This is a genomic window from [Muricauda] lutisoli (nom. illeg.) (assembly GCF_017313105.1).
GTDB classification, from domain to species: Bacteria; Bacteroidota; Bacteroidia; order Flavobacteriales; family Flavobacteriaceae; genus Flagellimonas; species Flagellimonas lutisoli.
Genome location: NZ_JAFLND010000001.1, coordinates 494,535 through 520,533, shown reverse-complemented (window position 1 = coordinate 520,533; position 25,999 = coordinate 494,535). Strand labels below are relative to the sequence as shown.

At 42.0% G+C, this 25,999-nt stretch carries 25 protein-coding genes; 15 read left to right on the top strand and 10 right to left on the bottom strand.

The genetic code is table 11. The features are described 5' to 3' along the window. Positions 1-24 precede the first annotated feature (24 nt). The 3 genes from J0X13_RS02530 to J0X13_RS02520 are packed head-to-tail and all read left to right on the top strand — an operon-like array spanning position 25 to position 4,016. Positions 25-1,305 (top strand): MFS transporter, encoded by a 1,281-nt coding sequence (locus J0X13_RS02530; protein ID WP_207069900.1) that lies wholly within the window; start codon positions 25-27, stop codon positions 1,303-1,305. Then, positions 1,298-2,884 carry a glycoside hydrolase family 3 protein gene (locus J0X13_RS02525; RefSeq protein WP_207069899.1) on the top strand — a complete coding sequence of 529 codons (1,587 nt, stop codon included), beginning with the start codon at positions 1,298-1,300 and terminating at the stop codon, positions 2,882-2,884. The genes J0X13_RS02530 and J0X13_RS02525 overlap by 8 nt, the downstream gene beginning before the upstream one ends. Positions 2,885-2,927: 43 nt before the next feature. Then, positions 2,928-4,016, top strand: a complete 1,089-nt coding sequence (locus J0X13_RS02520) for an anhydro-N-acetylmuramic acid kinase (RefSeq protein WP_207069898.1) — start codon at positions 2,928-2,930, stop codon at positions 4,014-4,016. Here J0X13_RS02520 and J0X13_RS02515 read toward each other — a convergent pair. Further along, positions 4,013-5,227 (bottom strand): multidrug effflux MFS transporter, encoded by a 1,215-nt coding sequence (locus J0X13_RS02515; protein ID WP_207069897.1) that lies wholly within the window; start codon positions 5,225-5,227, stop codon positions 4,013-4,015. The two genes, J0X13_RS02520 and J0X13_RS02515, sit on opposite strands and share 4 nt — an antisense overlap. A gap of 187 nt (positions 5,228-5,414) precedes the next feature. Between J0X13_RS02515 and J0X13_RS02510 the strand changes: the two genes are divergently transcribed. Continuing rightward, the gene (locus J0X13_RS02510; RefSeq protein WP_207069896.1) at positions 5,415-6,476 is read left to right on the top strand and encodes a Gfo/Idh/MocA family protein; all 1,062 of its coding nucleotides are present in this window, start codon (positions 5,415-5,417) and stop codon (positions 6,474-6,476) included. Positions 6,477-6,621: 145 nt separating this feature from the next. On the opposite strand, the gene J0X13_RS02505 is transcribed toward J0X13_RS02510, so the two are convergent. Genes J0X13_RS02505 through J0X13_RS02495 form a run of 3 tightly spaced genes read right to left on the bottom strand, consistent with a single transcriptional unit; the run spans position 6,622 to position 10,103 of the window. Beyond that, positions 6,622-8,163 (bottom strand): acyl-CoA carboxylase subunit beta, encoded by a 1,542-nt coding sequence (locus tag J0X13_RS02505; RefSeq protein ID WP_207069895.1) that lies wholly within the window; start codon positions 8,161-8,163, stop codon positions 6,622-6,624. A gap of 5 nt (positions 8,164-8,168) precedes the next feature. Further along, positions 8,169-9,611, bottom strand: a complete 1,443-nt coding sequence (gene accC, locus J0X13_RS02500; RefSeq protein ID WP_207069894.1) for an acetyl-CoA carboxylase biotin carboxylase subunit — start codon at positions 9,609-9,611, stop codon at positions 8,169-8,171. Between the two features lie 6 nt (positions 9,612-9,617). Then, positions 9,618-10,103, bottom strand: a complete 486-nt coding sequence (locus J0X13_RS02495) for a biotin/lipoyl-containing protein (protein WP_207069893.1) — start codon at positions 10,101-10,103, stop codon at positions 9,618-9,620. Between the two features lie 195 nt (positions 10,104-10,298). Between J0X13_RS02495 and udk the strand changes: the two genes are divergently transcribed. From udk to J0X13_RS15595, 11 genes are all read left to right on the top strand, one after another. After that, entirely contained in the window at positions 10,299-10,907 is a 609-nt protein-coding gene (gene udk / locus J0X13_RS02490) for a uridine kinase (protein WP_207069892.1), read from the top strand. A gap of 1 nt (position 10,908) precedes the next feature. After that, positions 10,909-11,241: an FtsB family cell division protein gene (locus tag J0X13_RS02485; RefSeq protein WP_207069891.1), complete on the top strand. Its 333-nt coding sequence runs from the start codon at positions 10,909-10,911 to the stop codon at positions 11,239-11,241. Next, entirely contained in the window at positions 11,234-12,616 is a 1,383-nt protein-coding gene (locus J0X13_RS02480) for a methylmalonyl-CoA mutase subunit beta (RefSeq protein ID WP_207069890.1), read from the top strand. Before J0X13_RS02485 ends, J0X13_RS02480 begins: the two co-directional genes overlap by 8 nt. Next, positions 12,609-14,681, top strand: coding sequence for a methylmalonyl-CoA mutase (gene scpA / locus J0X13_RS02475; RefSeq protein WP_207069889.1), 2,073 nt, complete (start codon positions 12,609-12,611; stop codon positions 14,679-14,681). Before J0X13_RS02480 ends, scpA begins: the two co-directional genes overlap by 8 nt. A gap of 134 nt (positions 14,682-14,815) precedes the next feature. After that, positions 14,816-15,589, top strand: a complete 774-nt coding sequence (locus tag J0X13_RS02470) for a ParA family protein (RefSeq protein WP_207027448.1) — start codon at positions 14,816-14,818, stop codon at positions 15,587-15,589. Then, positions 15,590-16,495 carry a ParB/RepB/Spo0J family partition protein gene (locus J0X13_RS02465; RefSeq protein WP_207027450.1) on the top strand — a complete coding sequence of 302 codons (906 nt, stop codon included), beginning with the start codon at positions 15,590-15,592 and terminating at the stop codon, positions 16,493-16,495. Then, a complete protein-coding gene (locus J0X13_RS02460) occupies positions 16,488-17,144 on the top strand; it encodes a DUF5683 domain-containing protein (RefSeq protein WP_313786225.1) in 657 nt (218 codons plus the stop codon). The genes J0X13_RS02465 and J0X13_RS02460 overlap by 8 nt, the downstream gene beginning before the upstream one ends. Before the next feature lie 3 nt (positions 17,145-17,147). Further along, positions 17,148-17,849 carry a 4-hydroxy-tetrahydrodipicolinate reductase gene (gene dapB / locus J0X13_RS02455; protein WP_207069888.1) on the top strand — a complete coding sequence of 234 codons (702 nt, stop codon included), beginning with the start codon at positions 17,148-17,150 and terminating at the stop codon, positions 17,847-17,849. Between the two features lie 50 nt (positions 17,850-17,899). Beyond that, positions 17,900-19,645, top strand: a complete 1,746-nt coding sequence (lepB, locus tag J0X13_RS02450) for a signal peptidase I (protein WP_207069887.1) — start codon at positions 17,900-17,902, stop codon at positions 19,643-19,645. Between the two features lie 18 nt (positions 19,646-19,663). Next, positions 19,664-20,296, top strand: coding sequence for a WbqC family protein (locus tag J0X13_RS02445; protein WP_207069886.1), 633 nt, complete (start codon positions 19,664-19,666; stop codon positions 20,294-20,296). Then, entirely contained in the window at positions 20,289-20,597 is a 309-nt protein-coding gene (locus J0X13_RS15595) for a DUF6122 family protein (protein ID WP_242535597.1), read from the top strand. The genes J0X13_RS02445 and J0X13_RS15595 overlap by 8 nt, the downstream gene beginning before the upstream one ends. On the opposite strand, the gene J0X13_RS02440 is transcribed toward J0X13_RS15595, so the two are convergent. The 6 genes from J0X13_RS02440 to ribH all read right to left on the bottom strand — a co-directional run bounded on the left by J0X13_RS02440 (position 20,586) and on the right by ribH (position 25,996). Next, on the bottom strand, positions 20,586-21,626 hold the full coding sequence (locus tag J0X13_RS02440; RefSeq protein WP_207069885.1) for an endonuclease/exonuclease/phosphatase family protein: 1,041 nt from the start codon (positions 21,624-21,626) through the stop codon (positions 20,586-20,588). The genes J0X13_RS15595 and J0X13_RS02440 overlap by 12 nt on opposite strands. A gap of 3 nt (positions 21,627-21,629) precedes the next feature. After that, complete coding sequence (locus tag J0X13_RS02435; protein ID WP_207069884.1) at positions 21,630-22,493, bottom strand: rhomboid family intramembrane serine protease; 864 nt, start codon at positions 22,491-22,493, stop codon at positions 21,630-21,632. A 3-nt stretch (positions 22,494-22,496) separates the two neighbouring features. Further along, positions 22,497-23,231, bottom strand: a complete 735-nt coding sequence (locus tag J0X13_RS02430) for a rhomboid family intramembrane serine protease (protein ID WP_207027462.1) — start codon at positions 23,229-23,231, stop codon at positions 22,497-22,499. Then, positions 23,232-25,082, bottom strand: a complete 1,851-nt coding sequence (gene mutL, locus J0X13_RS02425; RefSeq protein ID WP_207069883.1) for a DNA mismatch repair endonuclease MutL — start codon at positions 25,080-25,082, stop codon at positions 23,232-23,234. It abuts the gene before it with no gap. Then, a complete protein-coding gene (locus J0X13_RS02420; RefSeq protein ID WP_207027466.1) occupies positions 25,082-25,366 on the bottom strand; it encodes a riboflavin synthase subunit beta in 285 nt (94 codons plus the stop codon). The genes mutL and J0X13_RS02420 overlap by 1 nt, the downstream gene beginning before the upstream one ends. Positions 25,367-25,513: 147 nt before the next feature. Continuing rightward, positions 25,514-25,996, bottom strand: a complete 483-nt coding sequence (gene ribH, locus J0X13_RS02415; protein ID WP_207069882.1) for a 6,7-dimethyl-8-ribityllumazine synthase — start codon at positions 25,994-25,996, stop codon at positions 25,514-25,516. Between the last annotated feature and the right edge of the window lie 3 nt (positions 25,997-25,999).

Here is a 25,999-nt window from a genome sequence, read left to right as displayed (position 1 = left end):
TACAAACCTTTTAAACCAACCCAAATGAACGTAGCTCCAAAAGATAAAAACGCTTGGCTATGGATTCCTTTTTTGTACTTCACCCAAGGCATTCCATACATTTTGGTGGTAACGGTTTCCGTAATCATGTACAAACGATTGGGCATTGGTAACGCAGAAATAGGACTATATACTAGCTGGCTTTATCTACCGTGGGTGATAAAACCTTTGTGGAGCCCTATTGTTGATTTAAAAGGCACCAAGAGAAAATGGTTTCTGAGCATGCAACTTTTGATTTCTGTGGCCTTTTTGGGCATCGGACTCTTTTTGCCGTCCAATTCGTTCTTCATCATCACGCTGGCCTTCTTTTGGATGGCGGCTTTTGCTTCTGCCACTAACGATATTGCCTCGGATGGTTATTATATGATAGGCCTTACCCAGAAAAAGCAATCCTTCTTCATCGGCCTTCGCAGCACCTTTTATCGACTGGCGATGGTAACAGGGCAAGGGCTTTTGGTGATTTTTGCCGGTTTTTTGGAAAATCAATATGGAGACAACACAAAGGCATGGTCCATAACCATGATAAGCGCAGCAGTTTTAATGATTGCCCTAACCATTTCCAACTTTTTCACCGCACCAAAGTTTGAGGAATCAAACTCAAAATCAGCTGAAAAACCAGCAGGATTTTTTGAAGTATTTGCCACTTTCTTTAAAAAACATCAGATTGGGGTCGCCTTACTTTTTATACTTACTTACAGGTTGGGAGAATCACAATTGGTAAAACTGGCCTCTCCTTTTCTTCTGGACACGCTAGAGGTGGGCGGTTTGGCCTATTCCACTGAAGCTGTAGGCACTATTTATGGTACGGTTGGAGTAATCATGTTATCCCTTGGAGGAATATTGGGCGGTATCTTGATTTCCAGGGACGGCCTTAAAAAATGGATGCTGCCCATGCTGCTATCGCTAAATCTGCCCAATGCCCTTTACGCTTTGTTGGCCATTACCCAAACCACGAGTATTTATGCTGTGGTAGGTACAGTAGTGATTGAACAATTTGGTTATGGGTTCGGCTTTGCCGCATTTATGATGTACCTCATCTATGTGGCCGAAGGAGCTTCCAAAACATCACATTATGCCATTGCAACAGGATTTATGGCCTTGGGCATGATGCTGCCCGGTATGCTGAGCGGTTATATTCAGGAATGGCTTGGATACGACGGTTTCTTTATTTGGGTGGTAATAGCGGCCTTGCCCGCATTTTTAGTGCTTCGCTACTTAAAATACCCGGCGGACTATGGTAAAAAAACAGTAGAATCAAATGATTGATAGCGACACCCCATATACCCTTCCTGAAGAAGCATTGGACTTAAAGCAAAAAGTAGGTCAATTTTTTATGCCCGCTGTTTTCATTAATGACACCGAAGAAGAGATTCAGCAAATGGAGAAACTCATAAAAGAATGTCATGTTGGCTCCATCTGTTTCTTTCATAGTAGGGCGAGTGCGGCGACCAACTTTGAAGGAAAGAAAAAGATAGTACACAACGAAAAAAGCTATGATCGTCTACTCGAACTTATTGAACGGTACCAAAAAGCAGCAAGTGTACCCTTGTTGGTGGCAATTGACGCAGAATGGGGACTTGCCATGCGCATTGAAAACACGGCACAGTACCCTTATGCCATAACACTGGGAGCTTTAACCAACGGGGGCAACCTTATTCATCAAGTGGGCAATGCTATCGGTAACGATTGCAGGCGATCGGGGATACAATGGAATCTGGCACCAGTAGTGGACATCAACAACAATCCGGAAAATCCGGTAATAGGTTATCGCTCCTTTGGCGATGATAGGGAGCGCGTATTTGGAAAAGCCACAGCATTCTTAAAAGGGATGACGAACAGTGGCACCCTGAATTCCATAAAGCATTTTCCAGGTCATGGCGATACAACAACGGATTCTCATTTGGGATTGCCCATTATCGATAAATCTAAAGAGGAGCTTATGGAAAATGAGCTTTATCCTTTTAAAAAATTGATTGAATCTGGAGTTGACTCCGTTATGGTAGGTCATTTGCTCCTACCCCAGCTAGATGAAGACAATCCGTCCACTACCTCTGCCAAAATTATTTCAGGCCTACTCAGAAAAGAGTTGGGTTTTAACGGGATTGTTATCTCGGATGCCCTTAACATGCATGCGGTTTCGAAGAAATTCCCCAAAAAAGGTGATTTGGAGCAAGCTGCTTTTAATGCTGGAATGGATGTGCTCTGTTTTAGCGAACATGTAAAAGAAGGTATCGATAAAATTTTGACCCATTCATCCAAGGAACGGATTCAAGAGAGTTTTGAAAGGGTTTGGGCTTTGAAACAAAAGGTTTTTTCCGTCAAAAAGCAGTTGAATCAACCTGAGCCCAATGCTCACAGCAAACTTAACCGTGAAATTGCAGAGCAAAGCATCACGGAATTGTATGGAGATGCATCAATCGTAGCGAAAATAAAATCTTCCGACTTTTTCAATGTTTCGCCGAGCTTGGGCAAAACAAATAGCTTTTCGGAACAAATTTCATCTCAGTTAGGGGTGAAAATGATGGATTTGGACACTGCATTAACCTCCAGCAATCAAAATATTGTACTGAGCCTAATTCCTCCTGCCATAAAACCAAAAAACCAATTTGGAATTGATAAGAGCACATTGGGTTCTATTCATAGATTGATCAAAGATAAAAACACGCTCATTTATCTTTTCGGAAACCCTTACGTTTTGGACATCTTACAATTAAAGGAATCATCCAATGTGGTATTGGTTTATCAAGATTTTGTAGAATTTCAAGAAGTCGCCTTTGAGCACTTCTCCGGCAAAATCAAAGCACAGGGGAAACTTCCGATTCAACTAAAAACCTTTCAACCATGAAACTATAATTCGTTATTTTTAAAAGTCTCAAAAATTATTAGGTATGAGCACTTACAAAGTTTTGGGGCTAATGTCCGGAACCTCTTTGGATGGACTGGATATCGCCTATTGCCATATTTGGGAAAAAGATGGAAAATGGAATTTCTCTATCCACGAAACCGCAGAAATTGACTATGCGGACAACATGAGGGAATATCTCAAAAATGCGATTCATCTTTCTGAAGAAGACCATGCACAATTGCACAAAGATTATGGGATTTGGTTGGGGCAACAGTGCAGATTATTTATTGATGAGCTTGGCGAAGAGGTTGATTTTATTGCCAGTCATGGGCATACTTCGCACCATAGACCCAAGGATGGCGTTACATTTCAATTGGGCGATGGTCAGTTTTTGGCAAACACCTCGGGCAAACAGGTAATCTGCGACTTTAGGAGCAAAGATGTATCCCTTAAGGGACAAGGCGCCCCTTTGGTTCCAATTGGAGATAAATTGTTGTTCCATGAATATGATTTTTGTCTGAATTTAGGGGGAATCAGTAATATTTCTTTTGAAAAAGATGGTGAACGAATTGCCTATGATATTGGATTGGCAAATATGCCATTGAACTACATTACGCATAAAATGGGTCTAGCTTATGATGAAGACGGAAGGCTCGCCCGATCCGGAAAATTGGACGCCACGCTACTCCAACAACTCAACAATTTGGAATACTATCGGTTACCTTACCCTAAATCCACAGGTTACGAATGGTTCACTTCCAAAATTGTCCCATTAATTGAGGCTTCTAAAATCTCCAATGAGGATTTGTTGCACACTTTTATTCACCATAATTGCGAGCAAATTGCAATAGCAGCACAAAAACATAAAAACAAAGGCAACTCCAAAAGTAACCTGCTTGCCACTGGTGGTGGTGCCCTGAACAAGTTTTTTATGGATACGCTTCAAGATAAATTAGGTTCAGCTTTCGAGGTTATTGTCCCTGATAAAACATTGATTGCCTATAAAGAAGCGCTGGTTTTTGCTTTAATGGGGGTTCTTCGCCTAGAGGGAAAAACCAATGTCCTAAAATCGGTTACTGGCGCTATAAAGGATTCCTGTAGTGGTGAAGTGTTTTTTCCACAAGAGGTTTAAGTCGTAACAATTCGTTTTCTTTTTGGTTTGTTTGCCAATAGGAAAATAGCAAGCGCGCAAAGACCACAAATGGCCAAACCTGCAAAAAGTGGCCAAACCGTATCCTTAACAAACTCTCCTATAAAAGTAGCTATGGGTATGGATAGCAAAGTAGACACAAAACCATTGATTGCCGCTCCGATTCCCGCAATATGCCCTATAGGTTCCATTGCGATCGAACGGAAATTCCCCCACATAAAACCAAGACAGAAAAACTGAATGGATAAGAATCCGACCAACACGTAAATACTAGGGTTAGGAGAATTCAGAAACAAGATGGAGTATGTAATGGCAACAACACAAAATACAATCGTAGCCATTAAAGAAAGGCGTCGCATTCCAAAACGCATGACCAAGGTTCCGTTCAAAAAAGTGGAAAGCCCAATGGAAATGGCGAGCCCGGCAAATATATAGGGGAACATTTCTTTAAGTGCATATTGGTCTTCAAAAATATGCTGGGCCGAACTCAAATACACTAAAAACGCTCCGGTGACCAAACCAGAGGTCAAGGTAAAGGCAACCGTCTCCCTATATTTTACAAATTCCTTTAACCCATCGATAAATACATGTCTGGTAAACGGAATCTTATATTCTGGATGCAGGGTTTCCTTTTGTCGCTTCCAAAACCAAATTGCAACGGCAAGAACAAAAACCATTTGAACATAAAAGATGGCCCTCCACCCGGCAGCATCCAAAATTAATTTTCCTATCGCAGGAGCCACAACCGGCACTAGAATAAAGAACGCCACTACAAACGACATTATTTTAGCCATATAATCCCCTTCATAGGTATCTCGAATTATGGATATGGAAATGGTTCGAGGTGCAGAAAGTCCTATTCCCTGTAAAATTCGTCCAACAACCATAATTTCCAAGGATGGGGCATACAAACAGATAACACTCGCCATCAAAAAGATGATGAAACCGAAATAAACCACAGGTTTTCTCCCAAAACTGTCCGATATAGGGCCAAAGAACAACTGCCCTACGCCTAGTCCCAAGAAAATCATGGTAACCAATAACTGATTGTCCGTAGGGTCAGTGCTGTTGATCGCCATTCCGATATTGGAAATTGCTGGTAGAATGGCATCAATGGCCAATGCCACAATGGACATCAACGCGGCCATCATGGCCACAAATTCAAAGTTGGGTTTTTGATTTTGTTTTTGCATCCAGCAAAATTAGGTATACCCATTGGATCGGTAAAGCTTTTAAGAAAGGTTTAATGTTAAGACAACACATCCAACGTTGTAGTTTATGATTATGCGGGATATACATCCTGATTTCGTAAACAAATCACCGTTCCGATCAGGTTAAAATTCAAGATAATCCTATCTTTAATGTCAAACAGAATAAACAATGGGAAGCTTAAAAGTATTGGTAGTTGGTTGTGGAAATATGGGTACTTCGCATGCAAGGGCCTATCACCAATTGGACGGATTTGAAATCGTAGGATTGGTGAGTCGAGGAGAAAAAAGTCGTGAGCGGCTCTCCAAAGAATTGGATGGAGCACCCACCTTCGGGGATTATGCCCAAGCACTGGAAACCACACAACCCGATGTAGTTTCCATAAATACCTATCCAGACACCCATTTCAATTACGTAAAAATGGCTTTGAAAGCCAATTGCCATGTTTTTGTGGAAAAGCCTTTGGCACTTACCGTACAGGAAGCTCAAGATTTAGTGGACCTATCACAGAAACAAGACAAAAAAATGGTTGTGGGTTATATTTTGAGGGTACACCCCACTTGGGCCAAATTTACCGAGATGGCCCAAACCTTGGGCAAACCTTTGGTAATGCGGATGAACTTGAACCAACAAAGTTCCGGGGACCACTGGTACACCCACAAACAATTGATGCAATCCATGTCCCCTATTGTAGATTGCGGGGTACATTATGTGGATGTGATGTGTTCCATGACACGTTCCAAACCCATCAGTGTTTCTGCCATTGGCGCTCATTTATCGGACGAGATAGATTCCGATATGTACAATTACGGACAATTACAGGTCAAGTTTGAAGATGGTTCCGTAGGCTGGTACGAAGCAGGTTGGGGACCTATGATGAGTGAGACCGCATTTTTCATTAAAGATGTTATTGGACCAAAAGGATGTGTTTCCATAAGCGACGAGGACAAGGGAGCATCAGATGACATTGAGGGGCATTCCAAGACAGGAAGTCTAAAGTTGCACCACAGCGAACTTGATCCGGATGGGCATTTTACCAAAAAAGATGAAATTATAAGTACGGCCGACGAACCAGACCACGACGGGCTTTGTTTATTGGAACAGGAATATCTGTTGGATGCCATAGTGAACGACCGAGACCTTACCCATCATTTAAATGATGCCGTAAATAGTCTTAAAATAGTACTGGCCGCGGATGAATCCGTAAAAACGGGCAAGACAGTGATGTTGTAGTAAAGTGTCAGGTCGAGCGGAGTCGAGACCCATTTTAAAATACCTCACTGTGTTTGGTGCCAGGTCTTCATAAAGACCAATGTATCTGTGTGAAACCTTTACGCTTTCACCCTTTACCTTTTAACTTTAATCATTCCCTCTTGGCCTACAACGGAATATTCCCGTGCTTTTTCCATGGGGTCTGCACCTCTTTTTTCTCCAGCATGGCAAAAGTCTTCAATAATTTGCTCCGTGTGTCTTTCGGCAGAATCACCTCATCAATAAAACCACGTTTGGCTGCTCGGTATGGGTTGGCAAACTTATCCGCATACTCGGCTTCCTTCTCCTTTAATTTGGCTTCTGGGTCATCAGCAGCGGCAATTTCACGTCTAAAAATAATCTCACTGGCACCTTTTGCCCCCATTACAGCGATTTCGGCACTTGGCCATGCAAAGTTAAAGTCGGCTCCAATGTGCTTGGAGTTCATTACATCATAAGCTCCGCCATATGCTTTTCGGGTAATTACGGTGACCCTTGGTACCGTTGCTTCACTCAAGGCATAGAGTAATTTGGCCCCGTGCATAATAATTCCGCTCCATTCCTGGTCCGTACCGGGCAAGAAGCCTGGAACATCCACCAATACCAATAAGGGAATGTTGAAAGAATCACAAAAACGGGTAAAACGGGCTGCTTTGGCGGAACTATTCACATCCAATACCCCTGCCAAGAACATAGGCTGATTGGCAATAACTCCAATGCTTCTTCCGCCCAATCGTGCAAAACCTGTAATAATGTTTTCCGCATAATCCTTATGGATTTCATAGAACGAGTCCCCATCAATAATGCCATTAATCACATCGTGCATATCATAAGGTTTGTTGGGGTTGTCAGGAACTATTCCAGATAGTTCCTCCCTGGTTTCGTCGCCTAGTTCATAGGGCAATAATGGCGTGGTTTCCTTATTGTTTTGGGGCAAATAATCCAACAAATTCCGAATATCGTTCAAACATGCGGCATCGTTGGTCGATGTTCTATGTGCCACCCCCGATTTAACGGCATGGGTACTCGCCCCGCCCAACTCTTCCGAAGTCACGGACTCATTGGTTACCGTCTTGACCACATTGGGTCCGGTAACGAACATATAACTGGTTTCCTCTACCATAATAATGAAGTCCGTCATGGCTGGCGAATACACCGCACCGCCAGCACAAGGTCCCATAATGGCTGAAATTTGAGGTATTACTCCCGAAGCTTGCACGTTACGGTAAAAAATATCAGCATATCCGCCCAAGGATTTCACCCCTTCCTGGATACGAGCTCCACCAGAATCGTTGAGTCCGATTACGGGCGCCCCCACTTTCATGGCCAAATCCATTACCTTACAGATTTTCTCAGCATGGGTTTCGGATAGTGCTCCCCCGAAAACCGTAAAATCCTGGGCATATACGTACACCAACCTCCCATGCACTGTTCCATAACCGGTAACCACTCCATCGCCGTAATACATCTCTTTGTCCATACCGAAATCCGTGGTACGGTGGGTTACCAAAATCCCCATTTCCTCAAAAGAACCTTCATCCAAAAAGTAAAGTACTCTTTCACGAGCCGTTAATTTTTTCTTTTGATGCTGTTTTTCAATACGTTTTTTGCCTCCACCCAAATGGGCTTCCGCTATTTTTTCCTGTAATGCTTTTATTTTGGGATCCATAGGATTCAATTTGAAGGTAATCTTGTTATTTTTTTGTCTTCCAGAAATTGGTACAGGGCAATCATGGCAGCGATTTCTGCTTCCTTGGCCGTTTGTTCTTTAATTTTCTCTGGAGAATAATAATTCTTCACAAAGTGGGTGTCAAAATTCCCTGACCGGAAGGCTTCATGGGCAAACACAAAAGTTCCAAAAGGCAGAGTGGTGTGCACTCCTTTCACTTTATACTCCTGAATAGCATCAAGCATCAACTCGATGGCCTCTTCACGGGTTTTACCATAGGTAATCAGCTTGGAAAGCATGGGGTCGTAATAAATGGGAATATCCATTCCTTCCTTAAAACCATTATCTACCCGAATACCATCGCCAACTGGTAATTGATACGTTTCCAAATTACCCACACTGGGCAAAAAATCGTTCAAAGGGTCTTCTGCATAAACCCGAAGCTCCACCGCATGACCGTTTATGGCAAGGTCCTCTTGTTTCATGGGAAGTGCCTCACCTCTAGCTACTTTTATCTGTAATTCCACCAAATCCACTCCCGTGATCAATTCGGTAACAGGATGCTCCACTTGAAGGCGGGTATTCATTTCCAAAAAGTAGAAATTATGGTCAGCATCCATTAAAAATTCAACCGTACCAGCGCCGATATAGTCACAAGATTTGGCCACTTTACAGGCTGCCACACCCATTTTCTCGCGCAATTCGGGCGTTAAAATTGCAGAAGGCGCTTCTTCCACTACCTTTTGGTGACGCCGCTGCACACTACATTCCCTTTCAAAGAAATGCAACACATTGCCGTGTGTATCGGCCATTACCTGAACCTCGATGTGTCTTGGGGATTTCACATATTTTTCCACAAAAACGGAACCATCTCCAAAAGCAGATGTTGCCTCGCTAATGGCTCGTTTCATCCCGGATTCCAGGTCTTCTTTCTTTTCCACGATCCGCATTCCCTTGCCCCCACCTCCTGCGGAGGCTTTGATCAATACCGGATACCCTACCTCATTGGCAATTTCGTGCGCCTTGGCCACATCGGTAATGGCCTCATCTATACCCGGCACCATGGGAATATCGTATGCCTTAACGGTTTCCTTGGCCGCCAACTTGCTTCCCATAATTCGAATGGCTTTGGATTTTGGACCGATAAAGGTAATACCGCTTTTCTCAACAGCTTCGGCAAAGTCCGCATTTTCACTTAAAAACCCATAACCAGGATGAATCCCATCAACGTTGAGCTTTTTGGCCACTTCAATGATTTTTTCGCCTCGCAAATATGATTTGTTCGAGGGTGCCTCACCGATACATACCGCTTCATCGGCAAATTGAACATGGGGAGCATTCCTGTCCGCTTCAGAAAAAACGGCAACGGTGTCAATACCCATTTTTTTTACGGTCTTCATTACCCTGACCGCAATTTCGCCGCGATTGGCGATCAATATTTTTTTCATGATGTTCTATTGAAATTCAATCAACAATTGTTTCTTGTCAACGGCATCCCCTTTGGACACACCTATTTTTTTGATGACACCGTTTCTTGGGGAGGTAATGATATTCTCCATTTTCATGGCTTCCAGAATAACCAATTGATCTTCTTCTTGGACTTCCTGACCTTCTTCCACCAGGATGTCCAAAATCAATCCCGGCATAGGTGCCGCAATAGAATCTATGTTTTTACCTCCATTGATGGCAAAGCCCATTTTCTCGATAAGCTCATCCAAAGGGGTTTGAATGGAAGATCGGAATTCGCTGCCATCAATGCTAATGGTATAAGTTCCTTTATTAAAATCGGAATCCAATATTTTTATATGGTAGGATGCCCCATCTTTGAGCAAATGATAGGCATGATCCCCGGTTTTAATCAAATCCAATGAAGAAATGGTGTCCTTGGAAAGTTTAAAGTCAAAGTCGTCCCCAACCTTGACAGCATAAGAATTATCCATAAAAGATTTTTCCTTTGGTTAGCTTGATAAAGATAGAGGTTAATGCATTAAAAACCATACAAAACTATACCTAATAAGCAGGGTCGATTATGACAATGATCATTAATTTCTTTAATATTAAACACTAATTATGATGTATTGTAGATAGGCGGAAGATATAATCATTTGTTTATTTTTGATGCCAAAATTCAAACTATGCTGATCTTAGGGATTGCTGGCGGCACAGGGTGCGGGAAAACAACGGTAGTTAACCAGATTGTGGAACAATTGCCCACGGACGAAGTAGGTGTAATAAGCCAAGATTCCTACTACAACGACCTTTCCCATATGAGTAAAGAGGAAAGGGCATTGGTGAACTTTGACCACCCAAACTCGATAGATTTTGACCTATTGATAGAGCATATTGACCAACTGAGACAGGGAAATACCGTTGATACGCCCATGTATTCCTTTGTAGAGGAAACCAGAATGAAGGAGACTGTTCCCACAGCTCCCCGAAAGGTTATGATCGTGGAGGGCATCTTGGTATTGAGCAATCCCAAATTGAGGGATATGTTCGATATAAAAATATATGTCCATGCCGATTCGGACGAGCGCTTGATAAGAAGATTGCAACGCGACACCCAGGAACGAGGGCACGATCTGAAGAAAGTGCTTACGAGATACCAAACCGCTGTAAAGCCGATGCACCTTCAATTTATTGAACCCTCAAAGGAATTTGCGGACATTATCATCCCAAACAACCACTACAATACTGTTGCTGTGGATATTGTCAGAACCATCATTAATAACAAACTATCGTAACATGGGCCTAAAGGAGTTGAGAAAAAAGAAATGGTTCAAGATCATGACCAATACCTATATCCTGGTATTGACCATTTTTGTGATTTGGATGGCCTTTTTCGACACCAATTCCCTGTTGATCCATTTGGAGCTGGAGAACGAAATCGATAAGTTGGAAAAGGAGAAGCAGTTCCTAAAAAGCGAGATTGATAAGGATAAGGAAATATTAAAGAAGATGTCCGATGAAAAAGAGCTCGAAAAATTGGCCCGTGAAAAATATTACATGAAAAAGGATAATGAAGAAATATTCTTGATCGAATATGAAGATAGCCTTAAGAACAAGCAAGATGAATAATACCAGCCTATTTCAAGAATTCCCTGAAATTTCCGCCAAACAATGGAAACAAAAGATTCAGGTTGACCTAAAAGGTGCCGATTATAACGAAACCTTGGTTTGGGAATCTCTGGAAGGCATCAACGTAAAACCTTTTTACAATCAAGAGGATTTAAAAAACATTCCCAATTTTTCGTTGCCGAAAGACCACGATTGGTCCATAGGGCAAGCTATTTATGTGGGCGAGGAAAAAAAGTCCAATGCAAAAGCCCTCGAAATACTGGAAAAAGGTGTGGAGAACTTGATTTTGACCATACCCAACGAAACTACGGACTTTGAAGCCTTGATCTCCGGCATTGACCTGAAAGAGACCAAACTCTACTTCAATTTTGAGTTTTTGGCCTTGGAACCCATCAAAAAATTAGTCTCCCTCCTTAAAGACAAAAAAGCTAGGGCCCATTTGAACATTGACATTATTGGGCACCTGACCAAAGATGGCAATTGGCACCACAATCTGGAAAAAGACCACAAAATATTCACTGATTTGGTTTTACTCGGCACTTCGGAAATTTCAATTATCGGAGTCGATACGTCACTTTATCAAAATGCTGGCGCCAACATGGTGCAACAATTGGTTTATGCCATGGCCCACACCAATGAATACTTGAACTATATCACTTCGAGTGGAATCGAGAAGTCACTCCCAATTACTTTTAAAGTGGCCGTGGGCAGCAACTATTTCTTTGAAATAGCAAAGATCAGGGCTTTGCGATGGCTTTGGAAAAGTATCGCATCAACATATGGCATACAAAACGATTGCAATATCCTAGTTGTTCCCTCCAAACGTAACAAAACCCTGTACGACTATAACGTAAATATGCTACGCACAACATCCGAATGTATGTCTGCGGTTTTGGGTGGAGCCGACACCGTTTGCAATTTGGCCTACGATGCCATTTACCATAAGGACAACGAATTCGGGGAGCGTATTGCTCGTAATCAACTGCTACTTTTAAAAGAGGAAGGTCATTTCTCCGAGGCTTCGCAAATTTCTGAAGGCACGTACTACATTGAATCGTTGACAAATCAATTGGCCGAAAAAGGCTTACAGCTATTTAAACAAGTGGAAAAAGCCGGTGGATTCTTGGAAGGGCTTAAAAAAGGCACCATCCAACAAAAAATAAAGGAAAGCGCCGAAAAGGAACAACATTTTTTTGATCAAGGAAAGATAGTTTCAGTTGGCACCAACAAATACCAGAATCCACAAGATAGGATGAAGGATAATCTGGAACTCTACCCTTTTATGAAGCAAAAAGCACGAAAAACCATCATTGAACCCATAATCGAAACAAGATTGGCCGAAGCGTTTGAACAAAAAAGATTGAACGATGAGTAGAAAAGACCTTCAACATCTGGAATTGACTGCCAATTCGAATACCAGCGAGACCCAAAAATACGAGCACGAAAATTTTGCTGCTGGGATTTCCCCTTTCCTTCGCGGACCCTACTCTACCATGTATGTTCGCAGACCGTGGACCATCCGCCAATATGCGGGATTTTCTACGGCCGAGGAAAGCAATGCGTTCTATCGAAGAAACTTGGAGGCGGGACAAAAAGGTCTTTCCGTAGCCTTTGATCTACCCACACATCGTGGCTATGACTCGGACAACGAACGCGTGGTCGGCGATGTGGGCAAGGCTGGGGTTGCCATCGACTCTGTGGAGGATATGAAAATCTTGTTCAATGGCATCCCTTTGGACAAAATGTCCGTTTCCATGACCATGAATGGAGCCGTAATTCCCATTATGGCTTTTTATATCGTGGCAGGGTTGGAACAAGGTGTGTCCATGGAACAACTTTCAGGAACTATTCAAAACGATATATTGAAGGAGTTTATGGTGCGGAACACCTATATCTACCCACCTACCCCTTCCATGCAATTGGTCGCTGATATCTTTGAGTTTACAAGCAAAAACATGCCTAGGTTCAATAGCATCAGTATCTCCGGATACCATATGCACGAGGCGGGTGCTCCTGCATCCATGGAGTTGGCCTATACCTTGGCCGATGGTATTGAGTACATCCGTACTGGAATAAAGGCAGGCTTGAAAATTGATGAATTCGCTCCACGACTATCCTTTTTCTGGGGTATTGGAATGAACCATTTTGCCGAAATCGCCAAAATGCGTGCAGGTCGTATGCTCTGGGCCAAATTGGTAGCGCAATTCAACCCTTCAAATCCAAAATCCTCAATGCTCCGCACCCATAGTCAAACCAGTGGTTGGAGCCTTACGGAACAGGATCCTTTCAACAATGTGGCCAGAACAACTGTCGAAGCAATGGCAGCAGCATTTGGAGGAACACAAAGTCTTCACACCAACGCATTGGACGAAGCGATTGCATTGCCAACAGATTTCTCGGCCAGAATCGCTCGGAACACCCAAATTTATCTACAGCAAGAAACCCATATCACCAAAACCGTGGACCCTTGGGCCGGTAGCCACAGAGTTGAACAATTGACGCAGGAAATTGCAGAAAATGCCTGGGAATTGATTCAAGAAGTGGAAAAATTGGGTGGAATGACCAAGGCCATCGAAAAAGGTATCCCAAAAATGCGCATTGAAGAGGCTGCAGCCAAGAAACAAGCCCGTATTGATAGCGGACAAGATGTTATTGTGGGAGTGAACAAATACCGATTGGAGAACGAGGACGATCTTCAAATTTTGGAAGTGGACAATGCCAAGGTGAGGAAACAGCAAATGGCACGCCTGGACCAAATAAGAAACAGTAGGGATACAAAAGCTGTTGAAAAAGTACTCGAGGCCATCCGGGTTGCCTCCAAAAAGGCCACCAAAAACGATTCAGACCGTGGAAATTTATTAGCTTTAGCCATAGAAGCGGCCAAAGAACGTGCTACCCTGGGCGAAATTAGCGATGCCATGGAAAGTGCCTTTGGACGATATAGAGCAAAAATCCAATCCTTTACCGGAGTGTATTCCAAAGAAATCAAAAACGACGAAAGTTTTGAAAAGGCCCGAAAGCTGGCAGACACCTTTGCAGAGCAAGAGGGGCGCAGACCCCGGATTATGGTCGCCAAAATGGGACAGGATGGACACGACCGTGGTGCCAAAGTAGTGGCCACCGGTTATGCCGATCTAGGTTTTGATGTGGATATAGGCCCCTTGTTCCAAACCCCTGCCGAAGTAGCCAAGCAAGCTGTTGAAAACGATGTGCACGTACTTGGGATTTCCTCACTCGCAGGAGGACACAAAACCTTGGTTCCCGAAGTAGTTCAAGAACTGAAGAAATATGGTCGTGAAGACATTATGGTCATCGTTGGAGGCGTAATCCCAAAGCAAGATTACAAGCATTTGCTGGATAATGGCGCTGTTGCCGTGTTTGGACCAGGCACCAAGATCGCGGATGCCGCTGCTGAAATCCTAAATATACTTTTGGATTAAAATATATAACGGCCTAACCAATAAAAGTTTAACGTTATTTAACGCAGGATGGTAGGTTTATTCACCCCCTGTTAACAAATTACATTTTATCGCATCCTAAATAATCGTATTTTTAGCACCTAACTTACTATGAAATGGGCAAGATTATTGCAATAGCAAACCAAAAGGGCGGTGTAGGCAAAACTACCACAACGGTGAACCTTGCAGCATCCTTAGGTGTATTGGAAAAAAAGGTGTTACTTATTGATGCCGATCCCCAAGCCAATGCAACTTCAGGTTTAGGTGTTGATGTTGATTCCGTGGAAAACGGTACATATCAGCTTTTGGAGCATACCATGAGTGTTGAAGAGGTAACCATCCCTACAGATTCCCCCAATGTGGATTTAGTGCCTGCGCACATTGACCTTGTTGCCATAGAAATTGAATTGGTGGACAAGGACAATAGGGAATACATGATGAAAGAAGCCTTAAAGAATTTGGGCGATAAGTATGATTTTGTGCTGATTGATTGTGCTCCTTCCCTGGGGTTATTGACCTTAAACGCACTTACCGCAGCAGATTCGGTAATGATACCTATACAATGTGAATATTTTGCTTTGGAAGGTCTTGGCAAATTATTGAACACAGTAAAAAGTGTTCAAAAAATACACAACAACGATTTGGACATCGAAGGAATGTTGTTGACCATGTACGATTCCAGGTTACGACTTTCCAACCAAGTTGTTGAAGAAGTGAAGAAACACTTCGCGGATATGGTTTTTGACACCATAATCCAACGAAACGTTAGGCTAAGCGAAGCTCCTAGTTATGGCGAGAGCATCATAAAATATGATGCGAGCAGTAAAGGTGCTTCCAATTATCTTAACTTAGCCAACGAAATTTTGAAGAAAAACAAGGAGAAAGTTTAGATGGCGAAAGCAACAAAAAAACAGGCGTTGGGAAGAGGCCTGTCCGCTCTTTTGAATGATCCGGAGAACGACATCAAATCGGTTTCGGATAAAAATGCGGACAAGGTCATAGGAAATGTGGTAGAACTGGACATCAATTCCATTGAAGTCAATCCGTTTCAGCCACGTTCCAATTTTAACGACGAAACCCTTGAAGAATTAGCGAGTTCCATTCGCGAACTTGGCATTATACAGCCCATTACGGTAAGGAAACTGGATTTCAACAAATTCCAATTGGTTTCCGGAGAGCGAAGGTTCCGCGCATCCAAATTGGTTGGGCTGGAAACCATTCCAGCTTATATCCGTATTGCCAACGATCAAGAATCCTTGGAAATGGCCTTGGTGGAAAATATCCAAAGGCAAGACTTGGATCCCATTGAAATCGCACTCTCTTACCAACGACTTATCGATGAAATTGAGATTACCCAAGAAAGGTTGAGTGATCGCGTAGGCAAAAAGCGTTCCACCATCACCAATTATTTGCGCTTGCTAAAATTGGACCCCATCATTCAGACAGGAATGCGGGATGGATTCATCAGTATGGGGCATGGAAGGGCGCTTATTAACATCGACAAGAAAAAAGACCAGATTGCCATTTACGAAAAAGTGGTTTCCGACGGCCTATCCGTTAGGGCAACTGAGCAACTGGTAAAAGCACATAAGGACCCCAAAAGTTCTGGTACGGATAAGAAAAGAGGCACTCCTGATGTCCCTGATTTTGTTTCCAACAGTTTGGATTCCATCAAAGAAAGACTCGCTACCAAAGTGGATATTACCACATCTAAAAATGGAAAAGGAAAAATAGTGATACCCTTCCATTCGGAAGAAGACTTTAAGCGTATCAAAAAATTGTTGACAGGTGAATAAAAACCTTCTTTTATTGCTCTTTGCCTTTTTGTTTTTTTACTCAGTATTTTCTCAGGAAGAAGAGAAAAAGGAAACCAAAAAACAGCCACAACCATCAAAAGAGGTAGACTCCATTACACAAAATATGGAAGGGGAAGGTGTTACCTTTGAAGAAGTTACCAAGCAAAAAGACATTAATCCCCTTGCACCGAGCAAAGCTGCATTTTATTCGGCCGTTCTACCCGGGCTTGGACAGATTTACAACAAACGCTACTGGAAAGCCCCTATAGTATGGGGCGCCATAGGAACGGGGATCTACGTGTATTCTTTTAACAACACGGAGTATCGCAGAGCAAGAAATGCGTACAAACGGAGACTTGCAGGCTTTGAAGACGATGAATTTTGGGATTTGAACGGAGATGGCTTCGGTCCCGATTTAACATCGGAAGCATTGCAGGAGGCCCAAGAGAACACCCAAAGAGATAGGGATTTGGCCCTGGTGATCACAATTGCTCTTTATGCCTTGAATATTATAGATGCCAACGTGGACTCACATTTAAAACAATATAATGTGAGCGATGATCTAGCTGTTGATTTCAACCCTTATCTAGATATAAATCCTTTTACCAACAAGCCAAACTATGGTATGGCTATGGTCATAAAATTCTAACGTATGAAGATTGGTCTTTTCGGATATGGCAAAATGGGAAAGATGATCGAGCAGATTGCTCGGGATAGAGGTCATTCGATTGTAGCCAAGATTGATGATCCCTCCCAAGATGTAGATTACTCCTCAATGGATGTTGCCATTGATTTTAGTACGCCCGAAGCTGCTTTTGACAATATCACCAATTGCTTTAAGAACAATGTACCCGTAATCAGCGGAACCACTGGTTGGTTGGATAAGTTTGAGAAAGCCATCAAGATTTGTGATGAGCATAAAAGTGCATTCATCTATGCCTCCAACTTTAGTTTGGGTGTAAATATCTTTTTCGAACTCAATGAACAACTTGCCAAAATGATGGCGGAGCTGGAACAGTATAAAGTTTCCATGGAGGAGATACATCATACCCAAAAACTGGATGCTCCCAGCGGAACTGCCATTACTTTGGCCGAAGGCATAATTGAAAACACCTCTTATAAAGACTGGAAACTGAACGAATCAGGCGATAAGACAATTTCCATAAAATCCATTAGGGAAGGTATGGTGCCGGGAACTCACAGCATTTCCTATAAAAGCCCGGTTGACACCATCGAAATAAAACACGAAGCACATAACAGGGAAGGTTTTGCACTCGGAGCGGTAATCGCATCGGAATGGATACAGGGAAAAACAGGTGTTTTTTCCATGAAAGATGTGTTAAACCTTAGCTAAAAAACGTAACAGGAATATAGACCCAGAGTCTAACAAAGAAACTTTTTTATATGGACGGTATACAATGGATTATTTTTATCCTGATCATTCAGGTCATCCATTTCTTGGGAACATGGAAACTCTACGTTAAGGCAGGCAGAAAAGCATGGGAAGCCGCCATACCCGTTTACAATGGTATTGTTTTGATGAAAATCATAAACAGACCTTGGTGGTGGGTACTTTTATTGTTTATTCCCATTATTAATTTATTGATGTTCCCCGTGGTTTGGGTAGAAACCATCCGAAGTTTTGGAAAAAACTCCCTTGTGGACACTTGGTTGGTCATCCTTACGCTCGGTTTTTATATCTACTACATCAACTACGCTGAAGATGTACAGTATATTGAAGACCGTAGTCTAAAACCAAAAACAGGATTGGGCGAATGGGTCAGCTCCATTGTATTTGCCATTGTGGCAGCAACCTTTGTTCACACCTATTTCATTCAACCTTATGTGATTCCGACAGGATCTCTGGAGCGCACCTTAAGAGTGGGGGATTTCTTGTTTGTTAGCAAGTTCCACTACGGTGCACGGGTACCTATGACCACCTTGGCCGCACCCATGGTTCACGATACACTTCCTGTATTAAAAACTAGATCGTATTTGGCAGATGTAAACCCGGAAACCTATAAGACCTCTTGGATCAACAAACTCCAGTTGCCTTACATGCGTTTGCCAGGATTTGAAAAAGTCGAGAAAAACGATATTGTTGTATTTAGTTTGCCAGCTGACACTTTGTATCAGTTCTTCAAAGCAGAAAAAGCCGTTATAAAACCAATTGATAAAAAATCCAACTATGTAAAACGATGTGTAGGCACTCCTGGGGATTCCCTAGCGGTAATTGATGGGTTTGTATACATCAATGGTGAACAACTTCAATTGTCGGATAGGGCAAAGCCGATGTATGTGTATGACATCTATGCGAAAAATGGCGTTTCCAGCAGCTATTTAAATGATGTGGATGCTGCCGACTATGTTCGAAAATATATAGCAACCAATATCAGCGAGGCACAATATAACGCTTTGGCGCCCTTTATTTCAGGTGGACGACAAACGGAAGGTGGCAAAATTGAACTTTATACAAACGAAAACGGCATACCGACCGATGTTATTCGCCAATTACGACTTTCCCTTACCGAAGAAAAGCCACGTTCCCGAATGGCCAATCTTACGGATGAAATGGTTGCCACACTCAGGAACAATCCTGCCATTGACTCCGTAGTTAAAACCATTGAACCGAAAGGAGTATATGGTGGAAACACGTTTCCGCAAAAACCCAATCTGTATCCTTGGAACAACGATAACTTTGGTCCCATCTATATTCCAAAGAAAGGAAGCACAGTTGAGATCAATTCCAGAACGATTCCTCTATACAAAAAAATTATACGGGATTATGAATACAACGATGTAAGGGTTACGGGCAATAAGGTGCTCATAAACGGGGAAGAAGCCGATTCTTACACCTTTAAACAGGACTATTATTGGATGATGGGAGATAACCGAGACCACTCCGAAGATAGTAGAACCTGGGGGTATGTTCCGGCCGATCATATCGTAGGTAAACCAGTGTTTCTATGGATGAGTTTTGACAACTTTAGGCAAGGAATCGCCAATTGGAGGATACGCTGGGACCGTGTATTCACCACTGTTGGTGGAAGTGGCGAGCCAGTATCCTACTTCTGGTATTTTATAGCACTTTTAGCTGCTTGGTTCATTTTTGATTTCTTCCGCAAGAGAAAGAAGAAAAATCATAGGTAACCTTAATAAGTCTGTTCTTTGAAAATTCTTGTTCATCCTTCCTATTTCCCAAGTATTGCCACTTTTGCGGCCGTTGTTCAGCATGAGGTAATCTGGGAGGCGCAAGACAATTTTCAAAAGCAGACGTATCGGAATCGTTGCTATATTTCAACGGACAAGGGCAAACACATGCTCAACATCCCCATAAAACATGTTGGGGGCAAAGAGGGACGTCAAAAATACGTCGATGTATCTACCGAAAATAGTTACAACTGGAAGAAAGAACATTGGCGCACTTTGGAAACCGCATACCGAACCTCTCCTTTTTTTGAATTTTATGAGGATGAACTAAGACCTCTTTATGAAGGAAATGATAATTCCCTTTATAACTTCAATTTAAAAACCATTGAAGCTATTGCTCGTTGCATCGGTATGGATATTCCAATGGAGAAAACCAAGACTTACGAAGTTGAACCATCAACCTATTTTGACGCTCGTTTTTTGGTAGATGCAAAAAAGGGAAAAAATTGGGATATGGCCCCTTACACCCAAGTTTTTGAAGAACGACATGGATTTATTCCAAATTTAAGTGTACTGGACCTCTTGTTCAATGAAGGAACCAATACACTCAATTACCTAGAAAGTCTACCCTTAGATTTAAAAAATGCTTAGGCACCTTATTCATTACGGCATACATTTTTTGGTTCCTGTTTTGATAGCCGTTTGGTTCTTTAAAGGGGCCAGCTTAAAAGTTGCTTTGATTCTTCTCGCAGGAATCATAATTGACATGGACCACCTTTGGGCAACACCACTATACGACCCGAATCGATGCAGCATTGGGTTCCATACACTCCACAGCTATTGGGCTATTTTAGTCTATAGTATATTACCTTTTTTTAAAACAACACGGATAGTTGGGTTGGCCTTGATCATTCACATAATAGCAGATTGGATGGACTGCCTACTCATGTGATTTTAAGCGCAATCTGGCCATCACTGGATAATGATCGGACAAGCGTATATCAAAATTTTGATGGGACAATACTTCAAAGTTTTGATCGGCCATTATGTAGTCGATTCGAAGTGGAATTTTCCAAAGATTATATGTTCTTCCAAAACCAGTGCCTTCTTCCAAAAAAGTATCCTGAAAATCTCCCTTTACAATTTTGTAAACATTGGAAAATTGAGTGTTATTAAAATCACCGCACACAATATTTTTGTAGGGGCTGTTTTCTAAGTGAACCCTAAAGATTTCGGCTTGTTCCAATTGTTTTGAAAATGTATTGACCATCCTTCTATAAATCTTTTCCGATTTTTCTCCATCCGAAAAATCATCCTTACTTGGAACTATACGAAAAGACTGTAAATGTATGTTATAAACCCTGATAGTATCATTTTCGTGTGCGATATCTGCATAAATAATATTGTTTCTAGTATTGGGCAAGTTTAATGAACCGTTGCCTACAATTGGATATTTAGAAAATATTGCTTGAATAGTTCTCTGGGGAACATAAGGGGTCTCGCTTCTATATGGGTACTGTTTTAACTGTCGATGACGTATTCTAGTGTGCTCCTGTATACAAAGAATATCAGGGTCTTGCTTCTTAATAAATTGGACAATACTATCTCCCACACCAGGCTCTTTCATCCAACCATTTTTATTGAACCCCCATGCATTATAGGTCATTATTGATAAACTGGGAGACTCTGTCCGATTGGTAAAATCATTTCCACCAATCCCATAAAACGATCCAAAAATCAGATAACCGATAAAGATGGCAACTAGTGACAATATGAATTGTCTTTTAAATTTGAGAATCCAATATATCAGAAACAAAATATTGAAAGCAAAGAAAAAGGGAACAAATAAGCTGAGTATAGCAAACGATGAAACAAATTGAAATGGTATAAATGATATAATACCTGCAGTAATCAGTAATACTGCAACCAGTAAATTAATTGCAAAAACTACCCTATCCCATATAGAGGTCGATTTTTTCACCTATCAGTCTTCTTTACCCGCCTTAAACAAAAAGTCCTTTTCTTCCTTGGACAAACTTTCATAACCAGACTTACTGATTTTATCCAAAATGGAGTCTATCTTTTTTTGCTTGGCCTTTTTATCGTAATCCGCTTTACTACTGGATGATGCTTTTTTCCTGTAGACCGTTTTCATGGGGGCCTTCTTTTCCTTTGGTTTAAAAAGGTCAGCAATAGCATACCTCAGTTTGGTAAATCCAGAACCGATATCATTCCCCTTGAACAACTGACGAGCGTAAATATACCCTAAAAATGCACCGCCCAAGTGCGCCATACCTCCACCAATATTGTCACCCATACCGATTAGCACCAAATCCTTGACCACTAAGGCAACACCAATGTACCATAGTTTTACATTAAAGAAAATGACACGGACCTCTCGGTTGGGAATATAGGTACAAACAAAAATAAGCACGGCGTTAACTCCTGCAGATGCACCAATTAATGCAGTATTTGAATTAACAAGGGTCGGAAACACGTTATAACTGAGCAAAAATACCAATCCACCCAACATCAAACCTAAAAAATAGACATTGATGAACCGTTGGGAATCAAAAAGATTCAAGAAAATACGACCGGCGAAGTAAAGCACCAGCATATTCCAAAAAATATGACCAAATCCTGCATGAAAGAACGAGTAAGTTACCAGCGACCATGGCTGGGCCAAAAACTCAAAGAAATCCTTGGGCAAAAGGAACCACTGCGAAAAAGAATAATCAAATAATGCCCCAGAGAGTCCATCAATCAAGAAAATAAGTACATTGATGGCAATCAGCTTTTCGGCTATACTAAGCCTCGCAAATTGATATCGTAATCCACCGTTCATCATAGGTTAATCCCACCGATTATTGTTAAACTGGTTCTTTTTCCAGTACCACATCATTATAAATCCAATTAAAGCCCCTCCTATGTGGGCAAAATGTGCTACTCCAGTGTTTACATTTCCGATTCCGAAAATAAGGTCGACCGCTATAAGAATAGGCACAAAATACTTTGCTTTGATAGGTACAGGCAAAAATATGAGCATCAACTTGGCCTCCGAATACATAAAAGCAAAGGCCACCAAAATACCATAGATAGCTCCAGACGCCCCTACCGCAGGGGTGTTAAATGCGGTCAACATACTGTCGATCGTTCCTTTTCCAGCGATATCGTACCAACCTGGACTATATTGTCCATTGGCCAAAATATCCAAAACCTGTGTACGGGCAATGCCTGCTCCTTCCAAAGCACTCATTCCTTCGTTGAAAAGAAAATAATTGACCCCAGTATGCAAGGCAGCTGAGCCCAAACCAGCTGAAAAGTAGAAAAACAGAAACTTGTTCTTTCCCCAAATCCGCTCCAATGGTGTACCAAAGGCCCATAATGCATACATATTGAACAAAATATGCATTAGGTTACCGTGCATGAACATATGGGAAACCACTTGCCACCATTCAAAATTTGGATTTTGTGGAAACCAGAGCGACATCCATTGGAACATCTGATCGCCATATAATTGTGTGGCAAAAAACATGATCACGTTAATGATCAATATATGCTTTACTGCCTCGGTCATTCTACCCATTTAGTTGAATTTTTTATCAATATCCCCTTCGGAGATAATGGTATATGTTATTTTTTGAAAAGGGCTCAAATTGGGTTCCTTGCACGCAAAAAGGTTGTTTACCAACATTAATTGCGACTCTGTGTCCAACACGTCCCCTGTTCGTACTGCCAGGTTCCTACTCAGCACCTTGGCCAACATTTCGGCCTGCGAAATGGAACCATCATTATAACCCTCCATATAGTCTGCAATCAAGCGATCTAATACCATGCCGATCCCACTTTCGGGAACCAGCATGGGCACACCTGTCACTTTTACAGTTTCGTGCTCCAAGCTATCGAATATAAACCCAATATTTGTCAGGCTTTCCTGAATTTCCTTGAGCACGGTCAATTCTTGTTTATTGAAGGTGAGTTCCAAAGGAAAGAGCAACTGTTGGCTAACCCCTTCTTTTACTGTAATCTCCCCTAAAAACTTCTCAAAAAGAATTCGCTCATGTGCCCTATTTTGATGAATGACCAACATTCCCGACTTAACGGTACTCACCACATATTTACGTCGTAACTGAAAGGTGCTGGCCAAATGCTCCTCGACCTCTTCTCCCGAATACAAAGTGCCTTGCTCATCACTATCGGACTCTATCACCACACTACTGAACTCCTGATGATTATTCTGATTGCCAAGACCTTCGTACAAATCTTCCCAACCTTTTGTACTTTGTTTACTATAATTCCCGCTAGAACCACCCTTCTTGGCCCTTGTTTCTTCAAACGGGTTAAATGTAGCATCCACTGTCACTTTTGGGATTACAGCTCCTTTTTCTTTGTAGGAATAAGGCGTATCCAAATTAGGGTCATGGTCAAAATCCAAAACAGGAGCCACGTTAAACTGGCCTAAGCTATGCTTTATGGTAGATCTTAAAATAGCATATAGAGTGTTCTCATCATCAAACTTCACCTCTGTTTTGGTTGGGTGAATATTGATATCAATGGAAGCTGGATCTACATCCAAAAACAGAAAGTAGCCTGGGTATGTATCGGATTTGATCAATCCTTCAAAAGCAGCCACCACGGCATGATGCAAATACGGGCTTTTGATATATCGGTCATTTGCAAAAAAGAATTGCTCACCCCTGCTCTTTTTGGCAAACTCGGGCTTACAGATAAAACCCGACACCTTAACCACTTCGGTCTCTTCATTTACGGGCACTAAACGATGCTCCATTTTACTTCCGAAGATATGCACAATACGCTGACGATGTTTTGTACTGGGCAGATTAAATATTTCAGACCCGTTATTGTAAAAATGAAATTCAACATTCGGATGCACCATTGCCACACGATGAAACTCATCTGTGATATGGCGGAGCTCCACTTGGTTGGACTTTAAAAAATTACGTCTGGCAGGGATATTGAAAAATAGATTTTTTACGGATATGGAGGTTCCCTTTAGTGTGGCCACCACTTTTTGGGACACAATTTTGCTTCCCTCAATTTTTAAATGGATTCCTACTTCGTTGTCAACTGTACGTGTTTGCATATCCACATGGGCTATGGCCGCAATGGATGCCAAGGCCTCTCCTCGAAAACCTTTGGTTTCCAAATTAAACAGGTCCTGCGCCGATGATATTTTGGAAGTAGCGTGACGCTCAAAAGAAAGCCGAGCATCAGTCTCGCTCATACCCACACCATCATCTACCACTTGGATAAGGGTTTTACCGCCATCTTTTATAATCAGTTTTATGGATGTGGCACCGGCATCAATGGCATTTTCCATGAGTTCCTTTACTACGGAAGCGGGTCGTTGGACCACCTCCCCTGCTGCTATTTGGTTAGCGACATGGTCCGGTAAAAGTTTAATGATGTCCGCCATTATGGATTTAGGAATATTGATAGATCAAAATCAATGATAAACAGGAACAGCAAAACCAAAACGGCCACAATGATCCAAAAACGAAGCTTCAAATTTTTATCGCCTTCTGTCTGAAGATCATCCATTGCGGAGGTGAACTTATTTTTAAGCCCCCTATTGGAGTGCGCCGTAGTCCTAAACTTATCAAGTTTGTGTTCAATTTTATACGGATTCCCCTCTCCCTTATAATATCTGGGTGAGTAATCGAAGCTCTTATTTTTCCTAAGTTTTAAAGGGTTTCGCATGGTATCCTTATCGCTGTAACCTCAAAGGTACTCAAAATAGAAAAAAAGGGTCGGACGATCGTCCCAAAAAATGTTAACAACCCCCTGTGGATTTTTAGGTTTTTGGATTTTTAGAAACCTTTGATGTTTTAGGCTTGAACTTATCCTTTACTTTCCCAACACCGCCATTTGAATGGCAGCTATAGCTGCTTCGGTGCCTTTGTTGCCGTGCTTGCCCCCACTCCTGGCCCTGGATTGCTCAATATTATCATCCGTCAGCACACAGAAAATAACAGGAACATCGTGGGCAACATTCAAGTCCTTGATGCCTTGTGCAGTTGCGCTGCAGACAAAATCAAAATGACTGGTCTCCCCACGTATAACACTGCCAATGGCCACAATGGCATCGACTTTTTCCGTTTGAATCATTTTTTTGCAACCAAAAGTCAGCTCAAAACTTCCTGGAACATTCCAGCGGATTATATTTTCAGCCAGAGCCCCACAGTCCAAAAGGGCTTCTTCTGCTCCCTGATACAGGGCCTCTGTAATTTCATCGTTCCATTCAGAAACAACAATCCCAAACCGAAGCTCCTTCGCGTTTGGGATTTTGTTTTTATCGTAAACAGATAAGTTTTTGTTCTCTGTGGCCATGTT